Raw genomic sequence first — 24,946 nt, 5'->3', positions numbered from 1 at the left:
AGGCTCCGCCACCCACTAGACTTGGGCGCATCATGGCCAAGAACGAACCAGAGAAGAAGCAGCGCTGGTACCAGCTGATCGCGCAGGCTTACAAGTTCACCAAGCCCTACGACAGCGCGCTCCTGCCGCTGATGATCGGCGTCCCCGTCATCGTCATCGGTGCCGCGGTGGTCGCGGGCCTGCTGCTCGGCAGCACTGTCGCTCTCGTGTACGCGATCATCCTGGGCGTCCTGCTCGCCGTGCTCGGCGACCTCTTCCTGCTCACGCGACGCTTCGAGAAGGTCGCGTTCGAGCGGATGGAGGGCCAGATGGGCGGCTCGCTCTACGTGGCGCAGTCGATCCGCCGCGGCTGGCAGTTCGAGGACGACCCCATCGCGGTGGACCAGCGCGGCGCCGCGATCGTGTTCTACGGCGTGGGCGTCGGCGGCATCGTGCTGCTCGCCGAGGGCACGGGCGCCCGCAAGCATGTCGACAAGGTGAAGGCGCGCCTCACGAAGGTGGCGTCCGGCGTCAAGGTGACCCCCATCTATGTGGGCACCGGCGACGGCCAGGTGCCGGTCAAGACGCTCCCGAAGGCGATCCGCAAGGTGAAGGCCGAGGCCTACGGCCGCGGCCTGTCCAGCGGCCTCAAGAAGGACGAGCAGGAGGTCGTGCGTCAGCGCCTGCGCGCCATGGGCGGCGCCCAGCTCCCCATGCCGAAGGGCGTCGACCCGCTCCGGGCACGCCCCGATCGCAAGGGCATGCGCGGCCGCTGAGCCGTCTCAGCACACGTATCACGATGCCGACGCTCCATCGATGGGGCGTCGGCATCGTCGTCTCTGCCGGTCCGCCTCCATGGTTGCGCTCAGCGCGTGACGACCAGCCGGGTGCGTGCGATCGCGTCGTGGTAGCCGCGCCCCGACGCATCGGTGAAGATCGCGGGGAGCACGAGCACCGTGAGCGCCGTGCGGATCGCAGCGCTGATCAGGCCCACTGCGGCGGCACCGTCCTCACGCACCACCTTGAGGCCGACTGCGCGGTGACCGATCGTCGTCCCCAGGGTCGCGACGAGGACCAGATGCTGAGCCGCCCATACCGCCACAGTCGCCCACTCGTTGCCGGAGAACAGCACGCGCTCGATGCCGGATGCCGCCTGCGGGTCGAAACCGGGCGCACGCAAGAACGCCGAGGTTACCAGGAGCGACAGCGTCCAGTCGATCGCGAGGCCGCCGACGCGGCGCCCGATCGAGGCGGAGCGCGTTGCCTGGGAGGGGGACTCTGCGGTAGGCATGGGGACAAGGCTAGGCGATGCGCCCGCACCTCCGCGCCCCTCCGTACCCATGGATTTCACACCTATGTAACACGCACGAAACAGAAGTTGAACGTCAGGGCAACAGCGTGGCTCTAGGGTGTGAGGTGCTAGTCCTAGCAACCTGTCTCTCCTAAGGAGCAATCGGATGTTCAAGACCGCCGAAGAGGCGATTGCGTTCGTCAAGGAGGAGGGCGTCGAGTTCGTCGACATCCGCTTCTGCGACCTGCCCGGCCAGATGCAGCACTTCAACATTCCTGCATCGCAGTTCACCGAGGACGTCTTCACCGATGGCGCCATGTTCGACGGTTCGTCGATCCGTGGCTTCCAGGCCATCAACGAGTCGGACATGAAGCTGCTGCCGGACGTCGCCACCGCGTTCGTCGACCCTTTCCGCGCCGCCAAGACGCTCGTCATCAACTTCTCGATCGTGGACCCGTTCACGAACGAGCCGTACTCGCGTGACCCGCGCAACGTCGCGACCAAGGCCATCGAGTACCTGAAGTCCACCGGCATCGGCGACACCGCGTACTTCGCCCCCGAGGCCGAGTTCTTCATCTTCGACTCGGTTCGCTTCGACACGAACCAGCACGAGGGCTACTACCACATCGACTCGTCCGAGGCCTGGTGGAACACCGGCGTCGACATGGAGCAGGACGGCGGCCCGAACCTGGGCTACAAGACCCGCATCAAGGGCGGCTACTTCCCCGTCTCCCCCGGCGACCAGATGGCGGACCTCCGCGACGAGATGGTCCAGGTCCTGGAGCAGGTCGGCCTGTCCGTCGAGCGTGCGCACCACGAGGTGGGCACCGCCGGTCAGCAGGAGATCAACTACCGGTTCAACACCATGCTGCACGCCGGTGACGACCTGATGAAGTTCAAGTACGTCATCAAGAACGTCGCGTGGCAGAACGGCAAGACCGTCACCTTCATGCCGAAGCCCCTCTTCGGCGACAACGGCTCGGGCATGCACGTGCACCAGTCGATCTGGAAGGACGGCGAGCCGCTGTTCTACGACGAGAACGGCTACGGCGGCCTGTCCGACATGGCTCGCTGGTACATCGGCGGCATCCTGAAGCACGCGCCGTCGCTGCTCGCGTTCACCAACCCGACCGTCAACTCGTACCACCGCCTGGTGCCGGGCTACGAGGCCCCGGTCAACCTGGTGTACTCGGCTCGCAACCGCTCCGCAGCGGTCCGCATCCCGATCACCGGCTCGAACCCGAAGGCCAAGCGCATCGAGTTCCGCGCCCCCGACTCGTCCGGCAACCCGTACCTCGCGTTCGCGGCCCTGCTCATGGCGGGCATCGACGGCATCAAGAACAAGATCGAGCCGCCGGCCCCCGTGGACAAGGACCTGTACGAGCTTCCTCCCGAGGAGCACGCCCTCATCCCGCAGGTGCCGGACTCGCTCGACAAGGTGCTCGACACCCTCGAGGCAGACCACTCCTACCTCACCGAGGGCGGCGTGTTCACCGAGGACCTCATCGAGGAGTGGATCGACTACAAGCGCACGGCCGAGATCGACCAGCTGCGCTTCCGTCCGCACCCCCACGAGTTCGAGCTCTACTACGACTGCTAAGTCGTAGCCCAGGCCCACGGAAGGCCCCCAGCACCCGATGGTGCCGGGGGCCTTCCTGCACGTCAGGCGGGTCGCAGCACCCGGGTGTCCGCTCGACGACTTCACCGTCGACGCAGGACCTTGAGCGCCGCGTCGACCAGCAGCAGTGCCACCGCTCCCCCGACCGCCATCACCCAGCCGAGCGTGGACGGAGGCGCGCCTCCCAGCAGCCCCTGCATGAGAGGCGGCACCAGGAACAGCGCCAGCAGCAGGGCCTCGGTCGCGACGGCCCACAGGAGCAGCCGGTTCGATCCGAATCGCAACCGCCACACGGGGCGGTGCTCGCTGCGGCACGCGAACGCGTTGGCCATCTGTCCCACCGAGATCGAGGCGAAGACCGTGCCGGACGCGAGCGCGAGCACCTGAGAGGACGGAGTGCCTCCCCACGTCCACCCATGCGAGGCGAGCAGCAGCAGGAAGGCACCGAGCGCGACGGTCGCCTCCACCAGTCCGTGCACGCCGGCCCTGCCGAGCAGCCGTCCGTCGAGCACCGACGAGTCAGGCGCCCCTTGCATCACCCGTCGGCTCGGCGGCTCCGCGCCTAGCGCGAGCGCCGGCAGCATGTCGGTGCCGATGTCCAGCGCGAGCACCTGCAGGACGGTGATCGCGAGCGGGACCTGGCCCCCTGAGAGCGCCCACAGAGCGAACGGTGCCAGCTCGGCGACGTTGTCGGTCAGGTGGTACGTGAGGAACCGTCGGACGTTCCGGAACGTCGCGCGCCCCAGCTCCACCGCCTGCACGATCGTCTGAAAATGGTCGTCGAGCAGCACCAGGTCGGCGGCCTCGCGCGCGACGTCGCTGCCGCCTTCGCCCATGGCCACGCCGACGTCCGCCTCCCGCAGGGCCGGCGCGTCGTTCACGCCGTCGCCGGTCATGGCGACCACATGCCCGCGGGCTCGAAGGGCCCTGGCGATCCGCAGCTTGTCCGCCGGGCTCACACGGGCGACGACGACTCCACCGGGTCGATCGAGCAGCTCCCCCAACGCCGCGTCACCCGGCGGCAGCTCCGGGCCCGACACCACGAGCCCGCCGTCGTGCAGCAGCCCGATCTCGCGCCCGATCGCGCGGGCGGTGTCCGGGTGGTCGCCCGTGAGCATCGCCACGCGGATATCGGCGCGCCGGCAGCGCACGAGCGCGTCGCGGACGCCCTGCCGGGGCGGGTCCTCGATCGCGAGCAGCGCGAGCAGCAGCAGGTCGCGCTCCGCGGCGTCGTCACCATCGCCTCCTTGCCACGGACGAGCGGCGACTGCCAGCACCCGGCGTCCCTGACGGGTGAGCCGCGCGAGCGCCTGCGGCATCGTCGGATCCACGTCGAGGCACCGCGCGAGCACCTGCTCGGGTGCACCTATGACGCGCGACTCCTCGTCCACGATCGCCGAGGACAGCATGCGGTCCGGTGAGTAGGGCCGCCTGCGCGGCGCGTGCTCACGGATGCGGGAGACGCCGAGCCGTGCGGCAAGGCAGTCGACCGCGGCCTCCATCGGGTCGCCCTCGGCGCGCCATCCACCAGTTCCGTCGGGCACGACGCGGCCGGTGACGCAGGCGTCGGCCGCCGCCGCCGCACGTTGCGCCGCCTGCGCCGCGTGCCGCGGTCCCCTGACCACGGCGACCGGCTCGTAGCCCTCGCCGACCACGCGGATCGTGCCTGCGGGAGTGACCACCTCCACCACGGCCATCCTGTTCTGGGTGACGGTTCCTGTCTTGTCGGTGCAGATGTAGGTGGTCGCGCCGAGCGTCTCGACGGAGTCGAGCCTGCGCACCAGCGCGTGGTCCTGCGCCATCTGGCGGGCGCTGCGCGCGAGCGACAGTGTCACGGTGGGCAGCAGACCTTCGGGCACGAGCGCGACAGCCACTCCGACGCCGAACAGGAATGCCTGCGTGCCTCCGAGTCCCAGGAGCGAGCCGACCACGCCCAGCAGCACCCCCGTCCCGATCGCGAGCACGGCGACGACGCGCGCGATGCGTGCGAGCTGCCGGGTCAACGGGCTGGGCGGGCGGGTCGCCGTGCGCGTCAGCTCCGCGATCTCCGCCAAGGACGTGCCCGCGCCCGTCGCGGTCACGACGCCCTCCCCGTCGCCCTGGACCACGAAGGTGCCTGCCATCACCGCATCGCCCACGCCGTGCACCACCGGCTCGCTCTCGCCCGTGGTCATGGATTCGTCGACCTTGAGACCTTCAGCCGCGTGCAGGCGGAGGTCCGCGGGCACCCGGTCACCCGGGTCGAGCCTCACCACGTCGCCGACCACGACCGACTCCGCGTCGATCGTGAGCAGCCTGCCGTCGCGGCGCACCCGGCACCGCGCGGGCATCATGGCGGCCAGGTGCTCGGCAGAACGGTCGGCACGATGCTCCTGCGCGAAGGCGAACGTCGCATTGAGCACCACCACCACGACGATCGCGATCGCGAGCTCGGTCATCCCCGCGAGGAGCGCCATGGCGGACGCCGCCCAGAGCACCAGCGCGAGCAGATGCGTGAGCTGGCGTGCGAGCTCCCGAAGCCAGCCTCGCCGTCGCGGGGCCGGGACCACGTTGGGGCCGTCGCGGTCGAGGCGGCGCGCGGCCTCCGCGGTGCTCAACCCGGCCTCGGGCTCACCCAGCTCCATGACGACGCCTCCACGCTGCTCCCACAGGGTGGAGGGGCCTCGGCCCGCGCCCAGCTCCAGCACACGCCCGGTCGTCGGCGTTGTCAATCCGTGCAGCGCGTCGTCGCAGCAGAGCGAGCGCGGCGACTCGTCAGCCTTCGCTCGATTCCCCGTCCCGGAGGCTGCGCACCGACCGGGGCCGATGGATCATGACCATGAGCAGTGGGCCGGCGAGCGCGCCTGCAGCCACCACGGCGACAAGCGACCATGCGGAGCCGCCCGCGCCGGCGAGCGGGGAGGCGAGCGCGCCGAACGTGAACTGGCAGATGCCCAGCAGCCCCGAGGCGGCTCCGGCGTTGTTCCGCGCGACCGCCATCGCGAGCGTCGTCACCGACGGGATCACGAACCCGATGCTCGCGATGGCGACGAAGAGCCCGACCATCAGGACCACGAGCGAGTGCAGCCCGACGCCGAGGCCCAGGATCCCGGCGCCCGCCGCCGACGCCGTGTGGCCGAGCGCGAGGAGCCTCACCGAGCCCATCCGCGACACCAGCTGCCTGGTGGTCAGGGAGGCTGCCACGATGCCGACAGCATTCATCGCGAACACCAGGCTGTACTGCTGAGGGGACAGCCCGTACCCCTCCTGCAGCACGAAGGACGAGGCACCGATGTAGCCGAAGAGGACCGCACCCACCGCCGACGCCGCCGCGAGGTACGCGAGGAATGGTCGCATCGCGAGCACGGCGCCGAGCTCGCTCACGATGGGCCCGAACCGAGGCGGGATGCGCCTCTCGCGCGGCAGCGTCTCTGGGAGCGCGCGGGCGCCCAGCGCCACCAGCAGCACCGCCGCCCCCGCCAGCACGAGGAACATGCCGCGCCAGTCCATGACCCGCGCGAGCAGGCCGCCCAGCAGGGGCGCGATCACAGGGGCGACCGAGCCGACCGCGCCGAGCGTCGCGAAGGCACGTCCCGCGGCGGCACCCGGATACACGTCCGCCACGATCGCCCTCGTCACCACCAGGCACGTTGCCGCAGCGAGACCCGTCACGAACCTCAGCAGGAGCAGCACCTCGATCGTCGGTGCGAAGGCGCTGAGCACGTGCGCGACCGAGTACGCGATGCCTCCCACGAGAAGCGGCAGCCGCCGTCCCACGGCATCGCTCACGGGGCCGAGCACCACCTGGCCTCCTGCGATGCCCACCAGCACGGCCGACAGCGTCGCTGCCGCCACGGCAGCGTTGGTGGCGAAGTCCTGCTCCAGTCGCGGGAGCACGGGCATGTAGACGTCGGTCGTGAAGACGACGAGCGCGGTGTAGGCGCCGAGCAGCAGGACGAGCCACCGGGGCGTCGTCTGCGCGGTCGCGTCCCGCCCGTCCCGCGTCACGCGGTCCTCGGCCGCTCGACGAGCTCGAGCAGGTTGCCTTCCGGGTCGGCGACGTACGCCATCCTCACCCCTGCCTCCGGCGACGGCTGGGGCGGCATGACTGCGCGCGCCCCGTGCGCGACCAGGCGTGCGAACGCTTCGTCCAGTCCGGCGACATCGAACGCGAGGTGGCCCAAGCCTTCGGTGAGCGCGGCCTCGGCCGGGTTGTCCGCGCGCAGCCCGCGCACCGACCCCGGGCGGTGCAGCAGCTCGAGCCGGGTGCCGTCGGGATGCAGCAGCATCACGATGTCCAGGTCGATGGGCGCGATCCGCAGCTCGAGCTCGACCGAGTACCCGAGCGCGGCGACGTACCAGGCGCTCGCGGCTGCGAGGTCCGCGACGTTGAGGCCCACATGGTCCAGCCGGCCCGCGTCAGGCATGGATGTTCAACCCCTCGCGGTCAGCGGTCAGGTAGCCGCTGATGCGCCCTGCCGGGTCTCGCCGCGCGCGGATCTCCTCCAGCCGCGCGTAATGCTCGGGGCTGAGGAACCGGTCCTGACGGGCAGTGAAGTCCGTGTCCCCCAGGTAGACGCCCACTCCCCCGGCGCGGGCGATCGCTGCGGTGCGGGAGTGCACCCGTTCCCGGTACATCCCGTCGTCCGCCGCGTCGGGGTAGATGAGATACGTCGCGACGTACACGTTGCCCTCGATCGAGAACGCCATGTCGGGCAAGGCGCGTGCAGGTGCCCAGCCGTACCAGATCGAGAACGAGTGCTCCGTGTCGAGCTCGCGCCAGATGTCGAGCAGCAGAGGCGCGAGCACCTCGGCCGGAGCGTCGGTCCACGCGCAGTCCACGGCGTAGCGGTAGCCCTCCGGATTCTGCGCGGTCTGCGCGATGCTCTCGTCGGCCACGGTGGTCGGGCCGGTCGCGCGTCCCAGCTCGCGGCCCGCGACCGGGCAGTCGCCGAGTCCCGCCAGCAGGTTCCGCGCCTCCTCCTCGGAGCCTGCCATGCAGGTTGCGTGGAGCAGCAGCACCGTGCCGCCGGGGTGCTCCACGCCGTCGTAGAGCGGCACGTCGGGCAGCCTTGTCGCCGCCATCACCGGTTCCACCCTGCGATCGAGGGTCGGCAGGACGCGGTGGAGCCAACCGATCACGGCCTCGGCGTCGTCCAGGCGGAACGTCCAGGTGTCGTGCCACATCGCCTCGGGCAGCGCATACGTCTGGAGGTGGAAGCGGGTGACGATGCCGGGGAAGCCTGGTCCCGCGCCCCGTGCCGCCCAGTACAGGTCGGCGTTCTGCCCGGCGTCCGCCCGCACGTGCTCGCCGTCCGCGGTGACGACGTCCACCGCGACCACGCTCTCGCACGCCCATCCCTGGGCGCGCCCGTTCCAGCCCTGCCCTCCTTGCAGCAGGTATCCGCCGATGCCGACGGTGGCGCAGTGGCCACCGGGGAACGCACGTCCGCGCTCGGCGAGGAACGGTGTCAGCTCGAGCGCACCCATCGTCGCGGGGCCTGCGGCGACGATGCCGGTCGCGTCGTCGTACTCGATCGACCGGAGCGATCCGAGGTCGAGCAGCAGGGCGTCGTCGCGGACGCTCCACGCCGCCCACGAGTGCCCGCCGGAGCGGACGCTCACGTCCCAGCCGTGCTCGATCGCGAGCCGGACGCCCGCGACCACGTCGTCGGCGTCGGCGACCTCGAGGATGGCCGCGGGATACCTGTCGGGCTTGCGGGCGTTGAACACGCGGCCGATGCGTGCCTCCTCGTAGTCCGCATCGCCGCGCCGCACGAGCCGTCCGCGCACGGCCTCAGCCGCGCTCATCCCACCACCGCCGCGCCGCCGTCGACGGGGATGTTCGCGCCTGTCACGTGACGCGACTCGTCGCTCGCGAGGAACAGGATCGCGTGCGCGACGTCCTCCGGCTGCCCCCACCGACCGAGCGGCACGCGCGACAGGATCTGCTCGGCTGGCCCGTCGGGGTCCATGAGCATCGGCGTCGTGTGCGGGGTCTGCGTCATGGCGGGCGACACGGCGTTGACGCGGATCGCGTGGGGGCCGCCTTCGACCACCAGCTGGTAGGTCAGTGCGAGCACCCCGCCCTTCGCGGCGCCGTGCGCGTTCTGCGGCATGAACCAGGCGCCGCGTGACGCGGTGATCGACGCGACGTTGACCACCGACCCGCCGCCGCGGGCCACCAGATGCGGCCAGGCCGCGCGTGTCACGAGGAAGACGATGTCGAGCTCGTTCCTCATGGTGAAGGACCAGTCCTCGTAGGACAGCGCGTCGATGGCTCCGAAGCGGATCGCAGAGGCGTTGTTGACGAGGACGTCCACGCCGCCTGCGATCCGCGCCGCCTCGTCGACCCATGCTCGGGCGCCGTCGGGCGTGGACAGGTCGACGGGAGCGATCGCATCCATCCGCCCGCCCTCGGAGCGGACGAGCTCGACCGTCTCCTCCGAGGGTGCCTGGTTCAGATCGCAACCGACCACGTGCGCCCCCTCGCGTGCGCAGAGGATCGCCGTCGCGCGCCCTATCCCGCCGCCGGTGCCGGTGACGAGCACGGATCTGCCCGTGAGCCGGCCGCTCATGCGCGTCGGCTCGCCGTGTGCGACGCGGCGGCGCGGCTGCGGGGAACCCGTGCGCAACCGCGCAGGGACACAGGATGAAGGGTGGGCGCGACGGTCACGGTTGCACTCCTTTGTGCGGGCGGACTCCGGGCGAACCGGGGATCTTTCGATTAGCGAAAGCGACTTTCATAGGGATGGTAGCGGCATGGGCGGCGCGATTCCACCTCCCGCGCGCCGTCTGGACATGGGCTCGCAAGTCGTCTACTGTTTTTGAAAGTTACTTTCATTCTGTGAGAACTCAAGGAAGAGTGCACACATGACGGGCTGGTTGAACCTCGAGGGCAAAGGCGCCCTCATCATCGGTGCCGGCGGTCTGGGCGGAGCCTCCGTGCTCAGCCTCGCCGCCGCAGGCACACGTGCCGTGGTCGTCGACCGCGACCCTGAAGCGCTCGCCGCCGTGGCGCGCGAGGCCCAGGACCAGGGGCTTCACCTCCACACCCTCGAGGCCGACATCTCCACCCCCGACGCATGTCGCGAGATCGTCGCCGCCGCCGTCTCCCTGGTGGGGACGCCGACGGCGTTCGTACATGCCGTCGGCCGCAACGACCGTCGGCCCGTGCTCGAGCTAGGCGACGAGGACTGGCAGGCGATCCTGACCCTGAACCTGTCCACCGCCTGGTGGCTGGGGCAGGAGGTGGGACGACGCATGGTCGCCGCGGGCGCGGGCCGCATGGTGTTCGTCTCCTCGGTCTCCGCCCTGCTGGCTCACCCCCATCACGCGCCGTACGCCGCGTCGAAGGGCGGGATCAACCAGATGATGCGCGTCATGGCGCGGGAGTGGGCACCCCATGGGGTCACCGTCAACGCGGTGGGCCCCGGGTACGTCGAGACCGACCTCACCCGCGCGTACCTCGACCGCGACGGCCACCGGGAGGACCTGGAATCCCTGGTGCCCGCACAGAGGCTGGGCGTCCCCTCCGAGGTGGCGGACGCCGTGACGTTCCTGGTCTCCGACCGCGCCGGCTTCATCACGGGGCAGTGCGTCTACGTCGACGGCGGACGGACCCTCGTATGAGCTCCCATCCTCGCGACCTCCCGCTCGCTGAGGCGCAGATGCTGGTCCAGCGGGCCGTCGACAAGGCCGAGCAGCTCGGTCTGCGCGGCGGAATCGCCGTGGTGGGCGCGAGCGGTGCCCTGATCACGGCGTCCCGGCTGGACCACGGCGGACCCGGCGGGATGGCGCGGGCACGGTCGAAGGCGTGGATCTCCGCGACCCAGCAGGTCCAGAGCTCCGAGCACCTGCACCGCATGACCTCGCTTCCAGGCCCGATCTCGGCAGGATTCGTGGCCGTGTCGCCCGAGGCGGTGTTCCCCGGCGCGGGTGGCATGCCGATCGAGCGCGACGGCGTGATCGTGGGCGGGATCGCCGCCTCCGGTGCCACCGTGAGCCCGTTCCTCCCGGCCGGGGTGGCACCGGAGGCGGTGAGCGCCGACGGTCAGCCGGCGAACCCCGAGGACCTCCTCATCGCCTACGCGCTCACCATCCCGTACGAAGGGCAGCACGGCGACGACGCGGCGCGGTGGCAGCAGAGGTTCGGCGACCTGGTCGTCCCACCGCAGGAGAGCCTGGGGATGCGCGCGGCACCGCCGGCCGTGTCGCAGCACGAGCTCGCCTGGGCGGCGGAGCTCAGCGAGGCCGCCACGGCGTCGGCGCAGAGGCACGGCGCACGGATCAGCGTCGCGGTCGTGGACCGCGGCGGCGACCCCCTCAGGCAGGACCGCATGGACGACGCGGTGGCGGGCGGCGTCGACGTCGCACTGGCGACCGCGTGCACCGCCGCCCGCTTCGGCATGCCGAGCGGAGACCTCGTCATGACGTACGGGGCCGCGGCCGATGCTCTCGGCGCTCTCGGCCCGCAACCGTTCCTCCTCGCTCCCGGCGGATCGCCGATCCTCGACGCCGGACGGGTCGTCGGGGCCATCGGCATCGGCGGAGCAGACCCTGCACTGTGCGCTCTCATCGCCGCCGAGGTGGCCGGGTGACGACCGCCACGCGGGTCGCCGTGCTCGGCTGCGGGGCGATCGGGAGCCTCTACGCGGCCCACCTTGCGCGCGTGCCCGGCGTCGAGGTGTGGGCAGTGGACCCGTGGGCGGAGCACATGCGGACGATCGCGCATGACGGCCTGCGCGTCACCGGTGCCGCGGAGTTCGTCGCCCCTGTGCACGGCGTGACACGCGCCGACGACCTGCCGCCCTGCGAGTTCGCGATCGTCGCCACCAAGTCCCAGCACACGCGTGCCGCGGTCGAGGCGGCACGCGCGCCGCTGCAGGGCGCTGCGGTCGTGAGCGTGCAGAACGGGATCGGCAACGAGGACACGATCGCCACGGTCCTGCCGCATGTGATCCGAGGCAGCATCGTCACCGCGGGAACGGTCACCTCACCAGGCATCGTCCGATACGACGCCCCCGGTGACTCGTGGTTCGGACCCTTCGAGCCCAGCCCGGCACCGTTGACGCGCGTCGAGCGCCTGGCAGCGCTCCTCACCGAGGGCGGCCTGCGCACCCACGCGCTGGCCGACGCGCGCGGCCCGCAGTGGACGAAGGTCGTGTTCAACGCCTCGACGAGCCCGCTGTCAGCGCTCACCGGACTGAGCATCGGGCAGGTGTGCACCGATCCGGGCCTGCGCCCGCTGGTCGACGCCCTGATCGCCGAGGCGGAGGCCGTCTGCGAGGCCGCGGGCATCACGCTGCTGCGCGACCCGAGCGACGCGGTGGAGGAGGCGATCACGGAGGCGTTCTGGCATCGGCCCTCCATGCTCCAGGACGTCGAGGCGCGCCATCTCACCGAGGTCGACGTCCTGTGCGGCGGCATCGTCGCCGAAGGCGCCCGCACCGCAGTGCCCACGCCCCTGCACCAGGCGATGACCGCCCTGATCCATGGGCTCGAATTCAGCTGGACCACGGGAGGCCCACGATGACGACCACCATGCTCGGACTGTCCTGCGGGAATCCCGGCGGAAGCGTCGAGATCCTGGTCATCGAGGCGCTTCGCGCCGCCGCAGCGGCCGGCGCCGCGACCGAGCTGGTGCGCCTGGACGACCTGCGCCTCGACGGCGGACCCGAGGACGACGCCGAGTGGTTCTGGGAGCGCCTCATCGGCTGCGATGCGTGGATCGTGGGCGCGCCGATCATCAGCCGCACGGTCCCCGGGCGCTTGAAGCTGCTCGGCGATCGCCTCTTGGGACCCAACGCTGACGCGGCGATCATCGAGGGCCTGCTCGAGGTGCGACGCCACGGCGGCGAGCCCGCGGTGCCCTTCCGGGTCGACGAGCGCGTCCTCCGGCCCCGCGTCGCGGGCTTCATCGCGTGCGGTGGGGCGCTCACGACCCAGTGGAAGGCGCTCGCACTGCCCGTGATGCACACCCTGACGTTCTCGATGAGCACCTCCGTCGTCGACCAGATCGTGGTCGAGGGCGCGGGCACGCCACGCTCGGCGGTGCTGGACGCCGCGGCGATCGCCAGGGCGGCAGAGCTGGGACGCCACGTGGCGAGCCAGGCAGGCAGGCCCCTGGGCGAGGCCGAGTACCTGGGCCCGCCGGGCGCATGCCCGCTGTGCCATCTGGACGTGGTGGTGCTGCGAGGCACCTCGTTGGAGTGCGCCACGTGCGGCGCTCGCGGCGTGCTCGGCGATGAAGGCGTGGCGTGGACCGACCTGGAGTCGTCGGTCATCTCGATGGAGGAGAGGAGGGCGCACTACCGGGAGATCGTCGACACCGCGCGATTCCATGCCGCTAGGCGGGATGAGGTCGCCCAGCTGGCGGCGCAGTACGAGGGCTTTCCGGTCACCCGGCCTCCACGCTGACGCGACGCATCCGGGTCGGCTCGACCGACGCCACGATTCTGATCGTGGACAACGTTCGGCAAGGGGCCTAGCATAGGCACCACCGACGAAAGTGGCTTTCATTCATTGAAAGCGTGCAGGACAGTCCCCCCATCGCGGAAATCAAAGGAGATCCCCGTGAGCACCATTCGTCATCACCTCACCCGTTCGGCAGCAGGCGTCAGCGCCGGCGCGATCCTCATCCTCGTGACAGCCTGCTCATCCTCCGACGGAGGCGCCGACGCCTCGACCTCGGAGTCTGCCTCCTCGAGCGCCACGGCGTCCGAGCCGGCGATGTCCGATCTGCCCAAGACTCTCGTCTTCTCCCCCATCGGACTGCAGATCCCCGCCATGCAGGGGCTCTCCGACGGCGTCAACGGCTACGGCGGCAGCCAGGGCTGGGAGGTGATCGTCCAGGACCCGAACCTCGACCCCAGCACCCAGGTCCAGCAGGTGACCGACGTCCTCGAGTCGGGCCGCGCAGGAGCGCTGTGGATCATCGCCATCGCGCCGGCCTCCATGTCCGACGTGCTCGTCACCGCCCAGGAGAAGGGCGTCCCCGTCCTCATCAACGGAGTGCCGGCAGACTACGGATTCGACGGCGCCCAGGCCGGCATCAGCTTCGACACGATCGACTATGCAGCGGGCGGCACCGCGCTCGGCGAGCAGACGGGCAAGTGCATCAACGAGAAGCTCGGCGGCACGGCGACGGTGATCTACGGCGAGTCCGCCGCAGGCACCGCCGGCAAGGAGGAGTCCGACAAGGCGTTCCTCGACGCCCTCACAGCCACCGCCCCCAACGCGACGGTCGTCCAGAACTGGGAGATCAGCGACCGCGCCGCATCCCAGACCGATGTGGGCGCTGTGCTTCAGGCGCACCCCGACGTGAACGTGGTCGCAGCGGCGAACGACGAGGGCGCGCTCGGCGCGATCGGCGCGTTCAAGGCCGCGGGCAAGGACCTGCCGTGCGTCACCGACTTCGGTGGGAACGACGAGGTGCTCGGCCTGGTGGCGGACGGCACGATGTACGCCACCGTCGCCCTGCAGTTCCAGGACGACATGGTCCAGTCGTTCGACACCCTCGTGGCGATGCAGGCCGATCCCACGGCGCTGGGCCCGGTGCTGACCGTCCCGCTCAAGGTCACCACGTCCGAGGGCTGAGAGACACGCGACGAGACATGAAGATGGCCAGCCCCACCGAGGCGGACGGCGCCGTGACCCCCGGAACCCCGGGGGCCACGGCGCCCGCCGCGCCCACTCCGTCCCCCAAGCCCGCACCCGCGGCCGCTGTGCCCCACAAGGACAGCGCGAGCGTGCGAGGCATGATCTTCCTGCGCGACCGCGGCATCTTCGTCCTGTGGGCGCTGCTGATCGTCGTGTTCGCCCTCTGGGCGAACCCCTACTTCGCCACGCTCAACAACGGGATCCTCATCGCGAACGCCGCGGCGATCAGCGCGATCTTCGCGGCCGGCGTCGCCGTGGGGATCATCTGCGGGGCACTCGACCTGTCCATCCCGGGAGTCGCCGCGATGGCGAGCTGCGTCGCCGGCTGGATGCTCGTGCACGACCTGCCTATCTGGCTCGCACTCACCACGGGCATCATCCTCGCCGCGCTCGTGGGCCTTGCCAACGGCCTGATCTCGCTTCGCGGCTTCAACCCGATCATCGTCACGATCGCCACCCTCTCGATCACGTCGGCGATCGCCGCGATCGTCGCGGGCGGCTACACCTTCCCTGGCCTGTCGATGCTGGACTTCATGGGCACGCAGCGATACCTCGGCGTACCGGCCCCCGTCTACATCGCCGCGGGCGTGTTCACCGTCGGAACGGTGTTCCTCACGAAGACCCGTGACGGCATCCGTCTCATGGCGGTCGGCGGCAACCCCGAGGCGGTCCGGCGCTCCGGCATCCACAGCGACCGCTACCGCGTGTTCGCCTTCATCATCAGCAGCACGTGCGCCGGGCTCGGCGGCCTGGTGACCACAGCGGTCGTCACCGAGGCGAACCCGTCGGCAAGCCCTGCGTTGATCTTCACCGCCCTCACGGCGGTCGCGCTCGCCGGCGTGTCGCTCCAGGGCGGCCGCGGGAGCCTGCCCCGCGTGCTCGTGGGGGCGCTGGTGCTCGCGACGATCTCCAACGGGCTCACGATCAAGGGCATCCAGCCCTACTGGGCCACGGGCGTCACGGGCGTGCTGCTGATCGGCTCGCTCACCCTGGAGCGCTGGGTCACGCTGTCGGTGTCCAAGCGCCTCATGGCCACCGCTCAGGCCTCCGTCCACACGGGAACGAGGTGACCGCCATGGAGACCACGAAGACCACGGTGCCGGTCCTGGAGCTCTGCGGGATCGATATGCACTACGGCTACGTCCAGGCGCTCGACTCGATCGACTTCCATGTGAACCCTGGCGAGGTGGTCGGCCTGCTCGGCGACAACGGCGCGGGCAAGTCGACGCTGCTCAAGATCATGTCGGGCGCGCACCGGCCGACCGGCGGCAAGGTCCAGGTTCACGGCAGGAAGGTGGAGCTCGACTCCCCGAGCCAGGCCACCGCCGCCGGGATTCAGATGGTGTACCAGGACCTTGCACTGGTCGACGCGCTCGACATCGCGACGAACCTGAACATCGGCCGGGAGATCCTGCGCAAGGGCATCTTCGGACTGCTCGGGTTCGTCGACCACAAGGCGCAGCGCAAGCGCTCGGAGGCCGAGCTGGACAAGCTCGGTGTCCGGACCGCAGCGATGACCCGTCCCGTGGAGATGCTGTCCGGCGGACAACGGCAGGTGGTGGCGCTCGCGCGAAGTGCCACTAGGGTCGCCGGCGACCGCAACGGGGTCCTGCTTCTCGACGAGCCGACGGCGGCGCTGGGATACGAGCAGACCCAGCAGGTGCAGGCGCTCATCCGCCGCATGGCCGACCAGGGCATCGCGATCGTCCTGGTCACCCACAATCTGCAGCTCGCCACCGCGGTCTGCGACCGCATCGCGGTGCTCAACCGGGGCCGGAAGGTCGCGGACATCGCCACGGAGGACACGGACAACGACGCGCTCGTCGGCTGGATCACAGGGGCGCGCCCGTCGATGTTCGAGTAGCACGTCCTCGACGCCGGTCGGGCTCAGGCTCGGCCGGCGTCGTCGTGTTCGCGCACCCCGAGGGCAGGCCGCACCTTCAGAGCGTGAACGGCTCGCCCAGGTCGATCCTCCGCACCACCCCGTCTGCGCTGAACGCGGCGAGCATTCCCGCGTACTTGCCCGGGTCCGTCGTCTCGCCCTCATGCATGGGCACCGCGACCCTCGGCGCGACAGTCGAAACATAGGCGACGGCCTCGGACAGCTTGAGCCACGGCCCGTCGATCGGGACGGCGAGGACGTCGACGGGCACGTCAGGCACCACGAACGCGTCGCCAGGGTGCAGGAATGCTCCCCCGTCGATCAGGTAGGCGTTGCTCGTGCACCCAGGGATGTCGGCGTAGACCGCCGCATGCAGGCCCCCGAGCACATGGACGACGGAGCCGCCGACCGTGATCCGGTCGCCCGGTCGCACGACGTTCGCCTGCGCACGGAGCACCGGCAGCTCGGCCACGGTGTCGGGGTCGACGTACAGCGCCGCGCCCTGGTTGTGGTCGAGCAGCACCTCCAGGCGATCCCCGTCGACGTGGTCCGCGTGCTGGTGGGTCACGAGGACCGCGTCGAGCCCGCGTAGATCCTCGAAGCGTGAGAGGCAGCCAGGGTCGATGAGCACACGTGCTCCCGCCGTCTCGACGAGAAAGCAGGCGTGACCCAGGTGCGTGAGCTTCACGGGACTCCTTCGTCGGCGTGCGCGCATCCCTCAGGGACACCGCAACGTCTCACTGGCAGAAAACTGCTTCCACACAGTGACTCTAGCGCGACCGAGGATCCGGGGCCACGCCACGCCTCAGGAGACGTTCCGATGCCTCACCACCGTGTCCACCGCCAGCCTCACGACGTCGGCGTCCACACGGATGTCTACCGCGTCGCCCTCCACGAGCCGGTACTCCGTCGACTCCGGCCCCACCTGGACCGAGATGACCCGGCCGCGGTACCGCACCGAGAATCCGAAGCCCTGCCACCCCTGCGGGCAGAACGGCGCGAACCGCAGCCCGTCCGCGCCGACACGCATGCCCCCGAAGCCCTGCACGATCGCGAGCCAGCTGCCGCTCATCGAGGTGATGTGCAGCCCATCCTCGGTGTCCTGGTTGTAGTTGTCGAGGTCGAGCCGCGCGGACCGCCGGTACAGCTCCATGGCCTTCTCGTGACGCCCCAGGGAGCTGGCGAGCACGGCGTGCAGGGACGCCGACAGCGACGACTCGTGCACCGTCATGGGCTCGTAGAAGTCGAAGTCCCTGCTGATCTGCTCCTGCGAGAAGTCGTCCGCGAACAGGTAGAGCCCCTGCAGCACGTCCGCCTGCTTGATGTAGCACGAGCGCAGGATCCGGTCCCACGACCAGTGCTGGTTGATCGGGCGGTCGCCTTCGGGGATCGCGTCGACGGGCGCCAGCGCCTTGTCGAGGAACGTGTCGTGCTGGACGTGCACCCCGAGCCGCTCGTCGTACGGGAGGTACATCTCGTCTGCGATCTCGGTCCAGCGCTCCCGCTCCTCGAGAGGGACCGCGAGCTCTGCGCGCCGCTGGTCGGACAGCTCCGACAGTGTGGCTGAGGTGAAGCGCAGGACCCAGCGGGCCAGGTAGTTCGTGTACCAGTTGTTGCTGACGTTGTTCTCGTACTCGTTGGGACCCGTCACCCCGTGGATCATGAACGCGCCTGTGCTCGACGACCGGTGCACGCGACCGGCCCAGAACCTGGCGATCTCGACGAGCACCTCGATCCCCTCGCCCTCCAGATAGGAGCGGTCGCCCGTGTGCTCGGTGTAGTGGCGGATCGCGTAGGCGATCGCGCCGTTGCGATGGATCTCCTCGAAGGTGATCTCCCACTCGTTGTGGCACTCGACCCCGTCGAAGGTGACCATCGGATACAGCGCGCCAGGCAGCCCCTGCTGGGCGGCGTTGTGGCGAGCCTGCGGCAGCTGACGGTGTCGATACCGCAACAGCGACTGCGCCACCTCGGGCTCCGCGATGGACATGTACATAGGGAAGAGGAACGCCTCCGTGTCCCAGTAGGTCGCGCCGCCGTACTTCTCCCCCGTGAACCCCTTGGGACCGATGTTGAGGCGCTCGTCCTCGCCGTAGTAGGTGGAGAGCAGCTGGAAGATCGTGAACCGGATCCCTTGCTGAGCGGGTTCGTCCCCCAGGATCTCGACGTCGGCGAGCTGCCAGCGCTCAGCCCATGCCGCCGCCTGCGCGGCCCGATGCGCACTGTGGTCCTGCAGAGCAGCGTCGCCGAGCAGCCGTGCCGTGGTGGCGAGGTGCACGTCCGGCTCATGGTCGCGGGACGTCACCACCGCCACGGTCTTGTGGAGCACCACCGCGGAACCTGGCGCGACAGGGCCCGACCAGGTGGTTCCCACCGACCACTCGTCACGCCACCGCGACGTCTCGTCCAGGCCCGACAGGCTCGCCTCCATGGCGGCCGTGACGGTGAATCGAGGGGTGCCGAACGGATTCGGGACGGTCTGGAAGGTCAGCGCGGACGCTCCCACCCCCCATGTCGGATCCGGAGCCCAGAACTGCTCGCCGTAGTTGCTGTCGAGGTTGTGCACGTCACCGTCCAGGAGCGGGGTGACCTCGAGCACACCTTCACCCTCGAGCACGTCGATCTCCACGCGCTGGAAGGACAGCTCGGGAGTGACGACGCTGAGGAACCTCTCGAGCCGGAGGCGCAGCGTCACCCCCGCGACGCGGCAGCGGAACTCCCGCGTCAGGACTCCGGCACGCATGTCCAGCCGCATCTCGAAGTCGGAGCACGGCACCGTCGCGAGGTCGACGGGCACGCCGTCGACCGCGATGCGCACCGCGGCGAAGTTCACCGCGTTGACGACCTTGCCGAAGTAGTGCGGATATCCGTTCTTCCACCAGCCGACCCGGGTCCGGTCAGGGAACCACACCCCCGCGAGGTACGTGCCGAGGTGCGAGTCGCCGCTGTACCCCTCCTCGAAGTTCCCTCGCATGCCCATATGGCCGTTGCCGGTGGCCATCACGCTCTCCACGAGCCTCACGCGCGCAGGGTCGAGGCCCCGGACGGACACCGCCCATGGGTCGATGTCGAAGATTCCTGTGCTCACGGGCCAACCGCCTTTGCTCGACCGATACGGGTTCACGCGCGGCACGCCCTCGAGGCGGCGCCCCCGTTCTCACTCCCGCACCTTAACCCTAATCCGCCGAAGTCCGGAACCCTTTCCGGTGAGGTGGCGGGGTGGCAGCGCTCGGGATAGGATCCGATGCCATGCTCGACAGGCTGTTCCGCACCGACTCCCCCTTCTGGCAGACGATGGGCCTCCTGTACGACGTCGCGGTGGTCAACCTGCTCGGCCTCGTGCTGTCGATCCCGATCATCACTGCGGGCCCAGCCATCACCGCCGCACACGACACCGCGCGACGCGTCCTCGAGGATCGGGGCGACTCGGCGATCCGGCTCCTCCTCCATTCCTTCCGCACCAATCTCCGGCAGGGGATGGCGGTGGGAGCTGTCGCCCTGATCGCCGCGATCGTGACGATCGGGGCGTGGCTCCTCACGACGCGGAGCTCGCTGGCACTGCCGGCGGCCGTGCTGCTCACCGTCCTGGTGCTCCCGACGTGGACCTATGCGTTCGCGGTGCTGGCTCGTTTCGATAACCCCTGGCATCGCACGATCTTCGTCGCCTTCCTGCTAGCCTTCGCCAATCTCAGGTGGACAGCGCTCGCTCTCGTGATCGACGCCGCGCTCGTCGGCGTCGCCGTCGCGACGCTCACCCAGATGCCTCAGGGGATCCCCGTGCTCGTGATCTTCGGATACGGGGCGCTGATCTTCGCGAACACCCCGATCCTCGAGCGCGCCTTCCGTCCGCAGCTCGACGCGGACGCACCTCAGGAGACCACCGCTCGGTAACGATTCGGCCACGCCGCACTCGTGGCGCGTATGCCGATCGACAGCCCTTACGGCCCCTTAGCAGGCACTCCAGCTCCGGCGTCGCCTCGACCTGCACGGAACCGCCTCACCTCCCGACCTGATCCACGGCATGTGCACTTGCCAGCGCGCACCCTGACGTGAGTAACATGTCGCTCATCCGAACGGAATCGTTTCCGGGCTGGATGCTCGCAGGCAACGATGCCCGCGATCCGGAGCCCTAGCCAATGGAGGAACAAGGGATCATGAAGAACCTCAAGTCACTCGCCAGGACCGGCGGCATCGCAGCTGTCACCGCCCTGGCGATCGGCAGCCTGGCGGCATGCTCGTCCTCGGACAACAGCACCGATGGCTCGTCCGGCGCGGCCGCCGACGGCTCGGTCTACTACCTGAACTTCAAGCCCGAGGTCGCCGACCAGTGGACCGCGCTCGCCAAGGAGTACACCTCGGAGACCGGCGTGCCCGTGACCGTCGAGACCGCGGCGTCAGGCACGTACGAGACCACGCTCAAGTCCGAGATGGGCAAGTCCGACGCGCCGACCCTGTTCCAGGTGAACGGTCCCGTCGGCCTCGCGACGTGGAAGGACTACGCGGCCGACCTGTCCGGCACCGCCGCCTACTCGCACCTCGTCGACCAGTCGATGGCCCTCACCAGCGACGACGGCAGCCAGGTGCTCGGCATCCCCTACGTGATCGAGACCTACGGGATCATCTACAACAAGGCGCTGCTCGACGAGTACTTCGCCGCCGACTGGTCCACCGTGAAGTCCATCGACGACCTCGACAACTTCGCGGCGCTCAAGACGGTCGCAGACGAGATCCAGGCGAACAAGGACGCACTCGGCGTCGACGGCGCCTTCACCTCGGCCGGGTTCGACTCCTCATCCGACTGGCGCTTCAAGACCCACCTGGCCAACCTCCCGCTCTACTACGAGTTCAAGGCGGACGGCGTCACCGGCCAGCCCGCGACCATCACCGGCGAGTACCTGCCGAACTACAAGCAGATCTTCGACCTGTACATCACCGACTCGACCACCGCGCCGACGCTGCTGTCCGGCAAGACGATCGACGACGCGAACTCGGAGTTCGCCCTGGCCAAGGCCGTCTTCTACCAGAACGGCACGTGGGCGTACGGCGACATCTCCGGCCAGAGCGTGGCCGACGACGACATGGGCATGCTCCCCATCTACATCGGCGTCGACGGCGAGGAGAACCAGGGCCTCACCACCGGATCCGAGAACTACTGGGTGATCAACAGCCAGGCCTCCGAGGCGGACCAGCAGGCCACCGCCGACTTCCTCGAGTGGGTCATCACCTCGGACGCCGGTCGCTCCGCGATCGCGGACGACATGGGCTTCACGACCCCGTTCGACACGTTCGGCGACTACCAGTCCACGAACCCGCTGACGATCGCGGCCAACGAGTCTCTCGCCTCCGGCAAGACGCCCGTGTCGTGGAACTTCACCGTCATGCCCTCCGAGGAGTGGAAGAACGGCGTCGGCAACGCGCTGCTCGCCTACGCCCAGGGCACCGGCGACTGGAGCGCCGTCGAGACGGCCTTCGTCGACGGCTGGGCCTCCGAGTACACGCTCGCGAACGGCTGACGACGCGGGGTCAGCGGTCGGAATCCGGCCACCGACCCCGACCGTCACGGCGGGGAGGTGCTCCACGCGCCTCCCCGCCTCACCCCTTCCGAGATGAGGAGAGACACATGATCCGAACGCTGCGCCGCTGGGGCTGGCTCTTCGCCGGCCCCACGTTCCTCGCGTTCCTCGTCGGGTTCATCGTCCCGTTCGCGCTGGGCATCTACCTGTCGTTCACCAAGTTCACGACCGTCACCGACTCGACCTGGGTCGGACTCGAGAACTACTCCAAGATCCTGGGCGACGAGGTGTTCGTCCATTCGCTCTGGTACACGGTGGCCTTCACCATCGTCACCACCGTGATCATCAACGTCGCCGCCTTCGCCGTGGCATACATGCTGACCAAGGCGATCAAGGGCCGGAACCTGTTCCGCGGCGTCTTCTTCATGCCGAACCTCATCGGAGGGATCATCCTCGGCTACGTGTGGCTGCTGCTGCTCAACGGGGTGCTCGCCTGGTGGGAGCGCTCGATCTCGTTCTCCGAGTGGTACGGCTTCTGGGGCATGGTGGTGCTGCTGTCCTGGCAGCAGATCGGCTATCTCATGGTGATCTACGTGGCCGGCATCCAGGGCATCTCCGACGAGGTGATCGAGGCCGCACGCGTCGACGGAGCGAACAACCGCCAGATCGTGCGCCGCGTGATGCTCCCGCTGCTCATGCCGTCGATCACCGTCTGCACGTTCCTCACCGTCACCAACGGCTTCAAGATGTTCGATCAGAACCTGGCGCTGACCAACGGCGCACCGTCGCGGCTGTCCGAGCTGCTGGCGCTCAACATCTACAACACGTTCTACGGGCGCCCAGGATTCGAGGGCGTGGGACAGGCCAAGGCCGTGGTGTTCTTCGTGATCGTCGCGGCGATCGCGATCATCCAGAACCGTCTCACGACCGCCAAGGAGGTGAAGGCATGACCACGGTCAGGCATCCTCGGCTGTGGACCGTCGTCTTCAGCCTGCTGTCGCTGGCGTACATCTATCCGATCGTGCTGGTGCTGATCAACTCGTTCAAGAACAAGGTCTTCATCAGCTCCGAGCCGTTCGCGCTGCCCAACTCGGAGACGTGGGCGGGCATGGACAACTACGTCCGCGGCATCGAGCAGACGGACTTCTTCGCCTCGTTCGGCTGGACCGTCGTCATCACGGTGGGATCCACCCTGATGATCCTGCTGTGCACGTCCATGACCGCCTGGTGGATCGTGCGCGTGGACAACCGCACCGCGCGGACGCTCTACCTGCTGTTCCTGTTCAACATGATCGTCCCGTTCCAGATGGTGATGTTCACCCTGTCCAAGGTCGCGAACATGCTGCACCTGGGCAACCCGTTCGGCATCTGGATCATCTACCTCGGCTTCGGCGCGGGACTCGCGGTCTTCATCTTCACCGGCTTCGTCAAGGCGATCCCGTTCGAGATCGAGGAGGCGGCCACGATCGACGGCGCAGGCCCGGTACAGATCTTCTTCAGGGTCATCATGCCGATCATGCGACCCAGCATCATCACGGTGGCGATCCTCGAGGTGATGTGGATCTGGAACGACTACCTGCTCCCCTACCTGGTGCTCGACATCCGCAAGTACAAGACGCTGTCGATCGCGATCCAGTACCTCAAGGGCGGATACGGCACGGTGGACATGGGCGCGATGATGGCCGTCCTCGTGCTCGCCATCGTCCCTGTCATCGCCTTCTACCTCTTCTCGCAGCGCCACATCATCAAGGGCGTGGTCGCTGGAGCGGTCAAGGGCTGAGCGGACCCTCCGCCCGGCTCCCTGGCGCCGCTCTGCGCCTCGGGAGCCGGGCAGAGCCGTCCCGCTAGAGTAGGGAGGCGCACACGGATCGGGAGCGCCTGTGCCCCGCACCGACCCTCCGCGCCGGAGGCAGGGATCAAGGAGACATGGCGAACACCACCATCAAGGAGATCGCGGCACTGTGCGGTGTCGCCGTCAGCACCGTCTCCCGCGCGATGAACGGCAGCCCCGACGTGAGCGAGGAGACCCGCCGCAGGGTCCTCGAGATGGCCGCGAAGTACAACTACGTGCCGAACGCGAGCGCCCGCAGCCTGAAGGCCCACTCCACCAACGTGATCGCCGTGCTCGTGCAAGGCGAGCTCAGCCCGATCTTCCTGCCGATGATCCAGATGTTCGAGGAGAGGATCAAGGGCACCGAGTTCTCGATGATGCTGACGTTCATCCCTGACGACGAGGCGGACCCGGAGACTCTCGCCCGCATCGTCCGGGACAGGAAGATCAGCGGCGTCGTCTTCCTGGGCCGATACGGGGACCGGGCCAAGGGTGCCATGGCAGGTCAGCGGCTCGCAGAGATGGGCACCCCTCTGGTGTTCTGCACCACCACCGACTTCTCCGGGACGCGGATGGTGCATTCCTCCGTCTCCGTCGACGACCGCGGCGCGTCGCGCGCGATGACCCAGCATCTCCTCGAGCAGGGCCACCGCGAGATCGCGTACGTGGCCGCCGGAGGCCCAGGCGACGTCGAGCAGGTGTGGGCGCTGCGCATCGAGGGCTTCAGGGACGCGATGATCGAGTGGCCTGAGCCCACCAAGGCGACCGTCGTGGACTCGGCCCTGCCGGATCACCTCTACACGATGGACAACGGCTACGAGTCGATGCTCGCGGCGCTGGACGGCGGCCTGGAGGCGACCGCGGTGATGGCGGTCTGCGACGCGGTCGCGGTCGGGCTGTACCGTGCGCTCGCCGAGCGGGGCATCCGAGTGCCCCAGGACATGTCGGTCGTGGGATTCGACGACATCGACATCGCGAGTTACACGGTCCCCGCGCTGACGACCGTGCGACAGCCGCTGGAACGGATCGTCGAGGAGTCGACTCGAGCGATCCTGGACGCGATCACGAATCCGGACGGCTCCGCAGGGACGATCTTCGTCCCTGCGGAGATCATCGACCGAGACTCGGTCGCCGCACCGCGAGCCAACGCCTCGCGCCGCGCCTGACCTGCGCCCGCCGCCAGCGGTTGGCG

The 24,946-nt window shown here is 69.3% G+C and carries 22 protein-coding genes; 14 read left to right on the top strand and 8 right to left on the bottom strand.

The annotated features are described in order from the left end of the window. Positions 1–32: 32 nt before the first annotated feature. Positions 33–755 (top strand): DUF4191 family protein, encoded by a 723-nt coding sequence (locus tag RN607_RS05955; protein ID WP_313500938.1) that lies wholly within the window; start codon positions 33–35, stop codon positions 753–755. A gap of 89 nt (positions 756–844) precedes the next feature. Here the strand turns inward: RN607_RS05955 and RN607_RS05950 are convergent, their stop codons facing one another. Continuing rightward, complete coding sequence (locus RN607_RS05950) at positions 845–1,270, bottom strand: RDD family protein (protein WP_313500935.1); 426 nt, start codon at positions 1,268–1,270, stop codon at positions 845–847. A gap of 166 nt (positions 1,271–1,436) precedes the next feature. Here RN607_RS05950 and glnA point away from each other — a divergent pair, with 166 nt between their 5' ends. Beyond that, positions 1,437–2,870, top strand: coding sequence for a type I glutamate--ammonia ligase (gene glnA / locus RN607_RS05945; RefSeq protein ID WP_313500932.1), 1,434 nt, complete (start codon positions 1,437–1,439; stop codon positions 2,868–2,870). A gap of 101 nt (positions 2,871–2,971) precedes the next feature. Here glnA and RN607_RS05940 read toward each other — a convergent pair whose 3' ends face one another. From RN607_RS05940 to RN607_RS05920, 5 genes are read right to left on the bottom strand one after another with little or no spacing between them, the layout of a single operon-like run. Continuing rightward, positions 2,972–5,599, bottom strand: coding sequence for a cation-translocating P-type ATPase (locus RN607_RS05940; protein WP_313545035.1), 2,628 nt, complete (start codon positions 5,597–5,599; stop codon positions 2,972–2,974). Between the two features lie 43 nt (positions 5,600–5,642). After that, positions 5,643–6,875 (bottom strand): multidrug effflux MFS transporter, encoded by a 1,233-nt coding sequence (locus RN607_RS05935; protein WP_313545033.1) that lies wholly within the window; start codon positions 6,873–6,875, stop codon positions 5,643–5,645. After that, positions 6,872–7,294, bottom strand: coding sequence for a VOC family protein (locus RN607_RS05930; RefSeq protein ID WP_313500893.1), 423 nt, complete (start codon positions 7,292–7,294; stop codon positions 6,872–6,874). Before RN607_RS05930 ends, RN607_RS05935 begins: the two co-directional genes overlap by 4 nt. Then, the gene (locus RN607_RS05925; RefSeq protein WP_313545031.1) at positions 7,287–8,678 is read right to left on the bottom strand and encodes an FAD-binding oxidoreductase; all 1,392 of its coding nucleotides are present in this window, start codon (positions 8,676–8,678) and stop codon (positions 7,287–7,289) included. The genes RN607_RS05930 and RN607_RS05925 overlap by 8 nt, the downstream gene beginning before the upstream one ends. Next, positions 8,675–9,445: an SDR family NAD(P)-dependent oxidoreductase gene (locus RN607_RS05920; RefSeq protein ID WP_313545029.1), complete on the bottom strand. Its 771-nt coding sequence runs from the start codon at positions 9,443–9,445 to the stop codon at positions 8,675–8,677. Before RN607_RS05920 ends, RN607_RS05925 begins: the two co-directional genes overlap by 4 nt. A 295-nt stretch (positions 9,446–9,740) precedes the next feature. Between RN607_RS05920 and RN607_RS05915 the strand changes: the two genes are divergently transcribed. The 7 genes from RN607_RS05915 to RN607_RS05885 all read left to right on the top strand — a co-directional run bounded on the left by RN607_RS05915 (position 9,741) and on the right by RN607_RS05885 (position 16,392). Then, positions 9,741–10,499: an SDR family NAD(P)-dependent oxidoreductase gene (locus RN607_RS05915; protein ID WP_313545027.1), complete on the top strand. Its 759-nt coding sequence runs from the start codon at positions 9,741–9,743 to the stop codon at positions 10,497–10,499. Then, positions 10,496–11,467 (top strand): heme-binding protein, encoded by a 972-nt coding sequence (locus tag RN607_RS05910; RefSeq protein ID WP_313545025.1) that lies wholly within the window; start codon positions 10,496–10,498, stop codon positions 11,465–11,467. The genes RN607_RS05915 and RN607_RS05910 overlap by 4 nt, the downstream gene beginning before the upstream one ends. Beyond that, positions 11,464–12,402 carry a ketopantoate reductase family protein gene (locus tag RN607_RS05905; protein ID WP_313545023.1) on the top strand — a complete coding sequence of 313 codons (939 nt, stop codon included), beginning with the start codon at positions 11,464–11,466 and terminating at the stop codon, positions 12,400–12,402. The genes RN607_RS05910 and RN607_RS05905 overlap by 4 nt, the downstream gene beginning before the upstream one ends. Next, complete coding sequence (locus tag RN607_RS05900; RefSeq protein WP_313545020.1) at positions 12,399–13,286, top strand: NAD(P)H-dependent oxidoreductase; 888 nt, start codon at positions 12,399–12,401, stop codon at positions 13,284–13,286. Before RN607_RS05905 ends, RN607_RS05900 begins: the two co-directional genes overlap by 4 nt. Positions 13,287–13,442: 156 nt before the next feature. Beyond that, the gene (locus RN607_RS05895) at positions 13,443–14,465 is read left to right on the top strand and encodes a sugar ABC transporter substrate-binding protein (RefSeq protein ID WP_313545018.1); all 1,023 of its coding nucleotides are present in this window, start codon (positions 13,443–13,445) and stop codon (positions 14,463–14,465) included. A gap of 23 nt (positions 14,466–14,488) precedes the next feature. Continuing rightward, entirely contained in the window at positions 14,489–15,598 is a 1,110-nt protein-coding gene (locus RN607_RS05890) for an ABC transporter permease (protein ID WP_313500872.1), read from the top strand. A gap of 5 nt (positions 15,599–15,603) precedes the next feature. Continuing rightward, positions 15,604–16,392 (top strand): ATP-binding cassette domain-containing protein, encoded by a 789-nt coding sequence (locus RN607_RS05885; protein WP_313545016.1) that lies wholly within the window; start codon positions 15,604–15,606, stop codon positions 16,390–16,392. Positions 16,393–16,468: 76 nt separating this feature from the next. Here the strand turns inward: RN607_RS05885 and RN607_RS05880 are convergent, their stop codons facing one another. After that, positions 16,469–17,098, bottom strand: coding sequence for an MBL fold metallo-hydrolase (locus tag RN607_RS05880; RefSeq protein ID WP_313545014.1), 630 nt, complete (start codon positions 17,096–17,098; stop codon positions 16,469–16,471). 117 nt (positions 17,099–17,215) lie between these two features. Beyond that, complete coding sequence (locus RN607_RS05875; protein ID WP_313545012.1) at positions 17,216–19,498, bottom strand: family 65 glycosyl hydrolase domain-containing protein; 2,283 nt, start codon at positions 19,496–19,498, stop codon at positions 17,216–17,218. Positions 19,499–19,659: 161 nt separating this feature from the next. Here RN607_RS05875 and RN607_RS05870 point away from each other — a divergent pair, with 161 nt between their 5' ends. The 5 genes from RN607_RS05870 to RN607_RS05850 all read left to right on the top strand — a co-directional run bounded on the left by RN607_RS05870 (position 19,660) and on the right by RN607_RS05850 (position 24,920). Continuing rightward, positions 19,660–20,301 carry a YesL family protein gene (locus tag RN607_RS05870; RefSeq protein ID WP_313545010.1) on the top strand — a complete coding sequence of 214 codons (642 nt, stop codon included), beginning with the start codon at positions 19,660–19,662 and terminating at the stop codon, positions 20,299–20,301. Positions 20,302–20,564: 263 nt separating this feature from the next. Then, positions 20,565–21,923, top strand: a complete 1,359-nt coding sequence (locus RN607_RS05865) for an ABC transporter substrate-binding protein (RefSeq protein ID WP_313545008.1) — start codon at positions 20,565–20,567, stop codon at positions 21,921–21,923. A 107-nt stretch (positions 21,924–22,030) separates the two neighbouring features. Further along, on the top strand, positions 22,031–22,873 hold the full coding sequence (locus RN607_RS05860) for a carbohydrate ABC transporter permease (protein ID WP_313500859.1): 843 nt from the start codon (positions 22,031–22,033) through the stop codon (positions 22,871–22,873). Beyond that, entirely contained in the window at positions 22,870–23,703 is an 834-nt protein-coding gene (locus RN607_RS05855) for a carbohydrate ABC transporter permease (RefSeq protein WP_313500857.1), read from the top strand. The genes RN607_RS05860 and RN607_RS05855 overlap by 4 nt, the downstream gene beginning before the upstream one ends. Before the next feature lie 146 nt (positions 23,704–23,849). Then, on the top strand, positions 23,850–24,920 hold the full coding sequence (locus tag RN607_RS05850; RefSeq protein WP_313545005.1) for a LacI family DNA-binding transcriptional regulator: 1,071 nt from the start codon (positions 23,850–23,852) through the stop codon (positions 24,918–24,920). The last annotated feature ends 26 nt before the right edge of the window (positions 24,921–24,946 follow it).

It is taken from the genome of Demequina capsici (assembly GCF_032102965.1).
GTDB lineage: Bacteria > Actinomycetota > Actinomycetes > Actinomycetales > Demequinaceae > Demequina > Demequina capsici.
This window is presented reverse-complemented; position numbering and strand designations above follow the sequence as displayed.

What these genes read in the sequence shown, in the direction of transcription:
- RN607_RS05955 (WP_313500938.1), top strand. Translation starts at nt 33, where the DNA reads ATGGCCAAGAACGAACCAGAGAAGAAGCAGCGCTGGTACCAGCTGATC.
- RN607_RS05950 (WP_313500935.1), bottom strand. Translation starts at nt 1,270, where the DNA reads ATGCCTACCGCAGAGTCCCCCTCCCAGGCAACGCGCTCCGCCTCGATC.
- glnA (WP_313500932.1), top strand. Translation starts at nt 1,437, where the DNA reads ATGTTCAAGACCGCCGAAGAGGCGATTGCGTTCGTCAAGGAGGAGGGC.
- RN607_RS05930 (WP_313500893.1), bottom strand. Translation starts at nt 7,294, where the DNA reads ATGCCTGACGCGGGCCGGCTGGACCATGTGGGCCTCAACGTCGCGGAC.
- RN607_RS05925 (WP_313545031.1), bottom strand. Translation starts at nt 8,678, where the DNA reads ATGAGCGCGGCTGAGGCCGTGCGCGGACGGCTCGTGCGGCGCGGCGAT.
- RN607_RS05920 (WP_313545029.1), bottom strand. Translation starts at nt 9,445, where the DNA reads ATGAGCGGCCGGCTCACGGGCAGATCCGTGCTCGTCACCGGCACCGGC.
- RN607_RS05915 (WP_313545027.1), top strand. Translation starts at nt 9,741, where the DNA reads ATGACGGGCTGGTTGAACCTCGAGGGCAAAGGCGCCCTCATCATCGGT.
- RN607_RS05910 (WP_313545025.1), top strand. Translation starts at nt 10,496, where the DNA reads ATGAGCTCCCATCCTCGCGACCTCCCGCTCGCTGAGGCGCAGATGCTG.
- RN607_RS05900 (WP_313545020.1), top strand. Translation starts at nt 12,399, where the DNA reads ATGACGACCACCATGCTCGGACTGTCCTGCGGGAATCCCGGCGGAAGC.
- RN607_RS05890 (WP_313500872.1), top strand. Translation starts at nt 14,489, where the DNA reads ATGGCCAGCCCCACCGAGGCGGACGGCGCCGTGACCCCCGGAACCCCG.
- RN607_RS05885 (WP_313545016.1), top strand. Translation starts at nt 15,604, where the DNA reads ATGGAGACCACGAAGACCACGGTGCCGGTCCTGGAGCTCTGCGGGATC.
- RN607_RS05870 (WP_313545010.1), top strand. Translation starts at nt 19,660, where the DNA reads ATGCTCGACAGGCTGTTCCGCACCGACTCCCCCTTCTGGCAGACGATG.
- RN607_RS05865 (WP_313545008.1), top strand. Translation starts at nt 20,565, where the DNA reads ATGAAGAACCTCAAGTCACTCGCCAGGACCGGCGGCATCGCAGCTGTC.
- RN607_RS05860 (WP_313500859.1), top strand. Translation starts at nt 22,031, where the DNA reads ATGATCCGAACGCTGCGCCGCTGGGGCTGGCTCTTCGCCGGCCCCACG.
- RN607_RS05855 (WP_313500857.1), top strand. Translation starts at nt 22,870, where the DNA reads ATGACCACGGTCAGGCATCCTCGGCTGTGGACCGTCGTCTTCAGCCTG.
- RN607_RS05850 (WP_313545005.1), top strand. Translation starts at nt 23,850, where the DNA reads ATGGCGAACACCACCATCAAGGAGATCGCGGCACTGTGCGGTGTCGCC.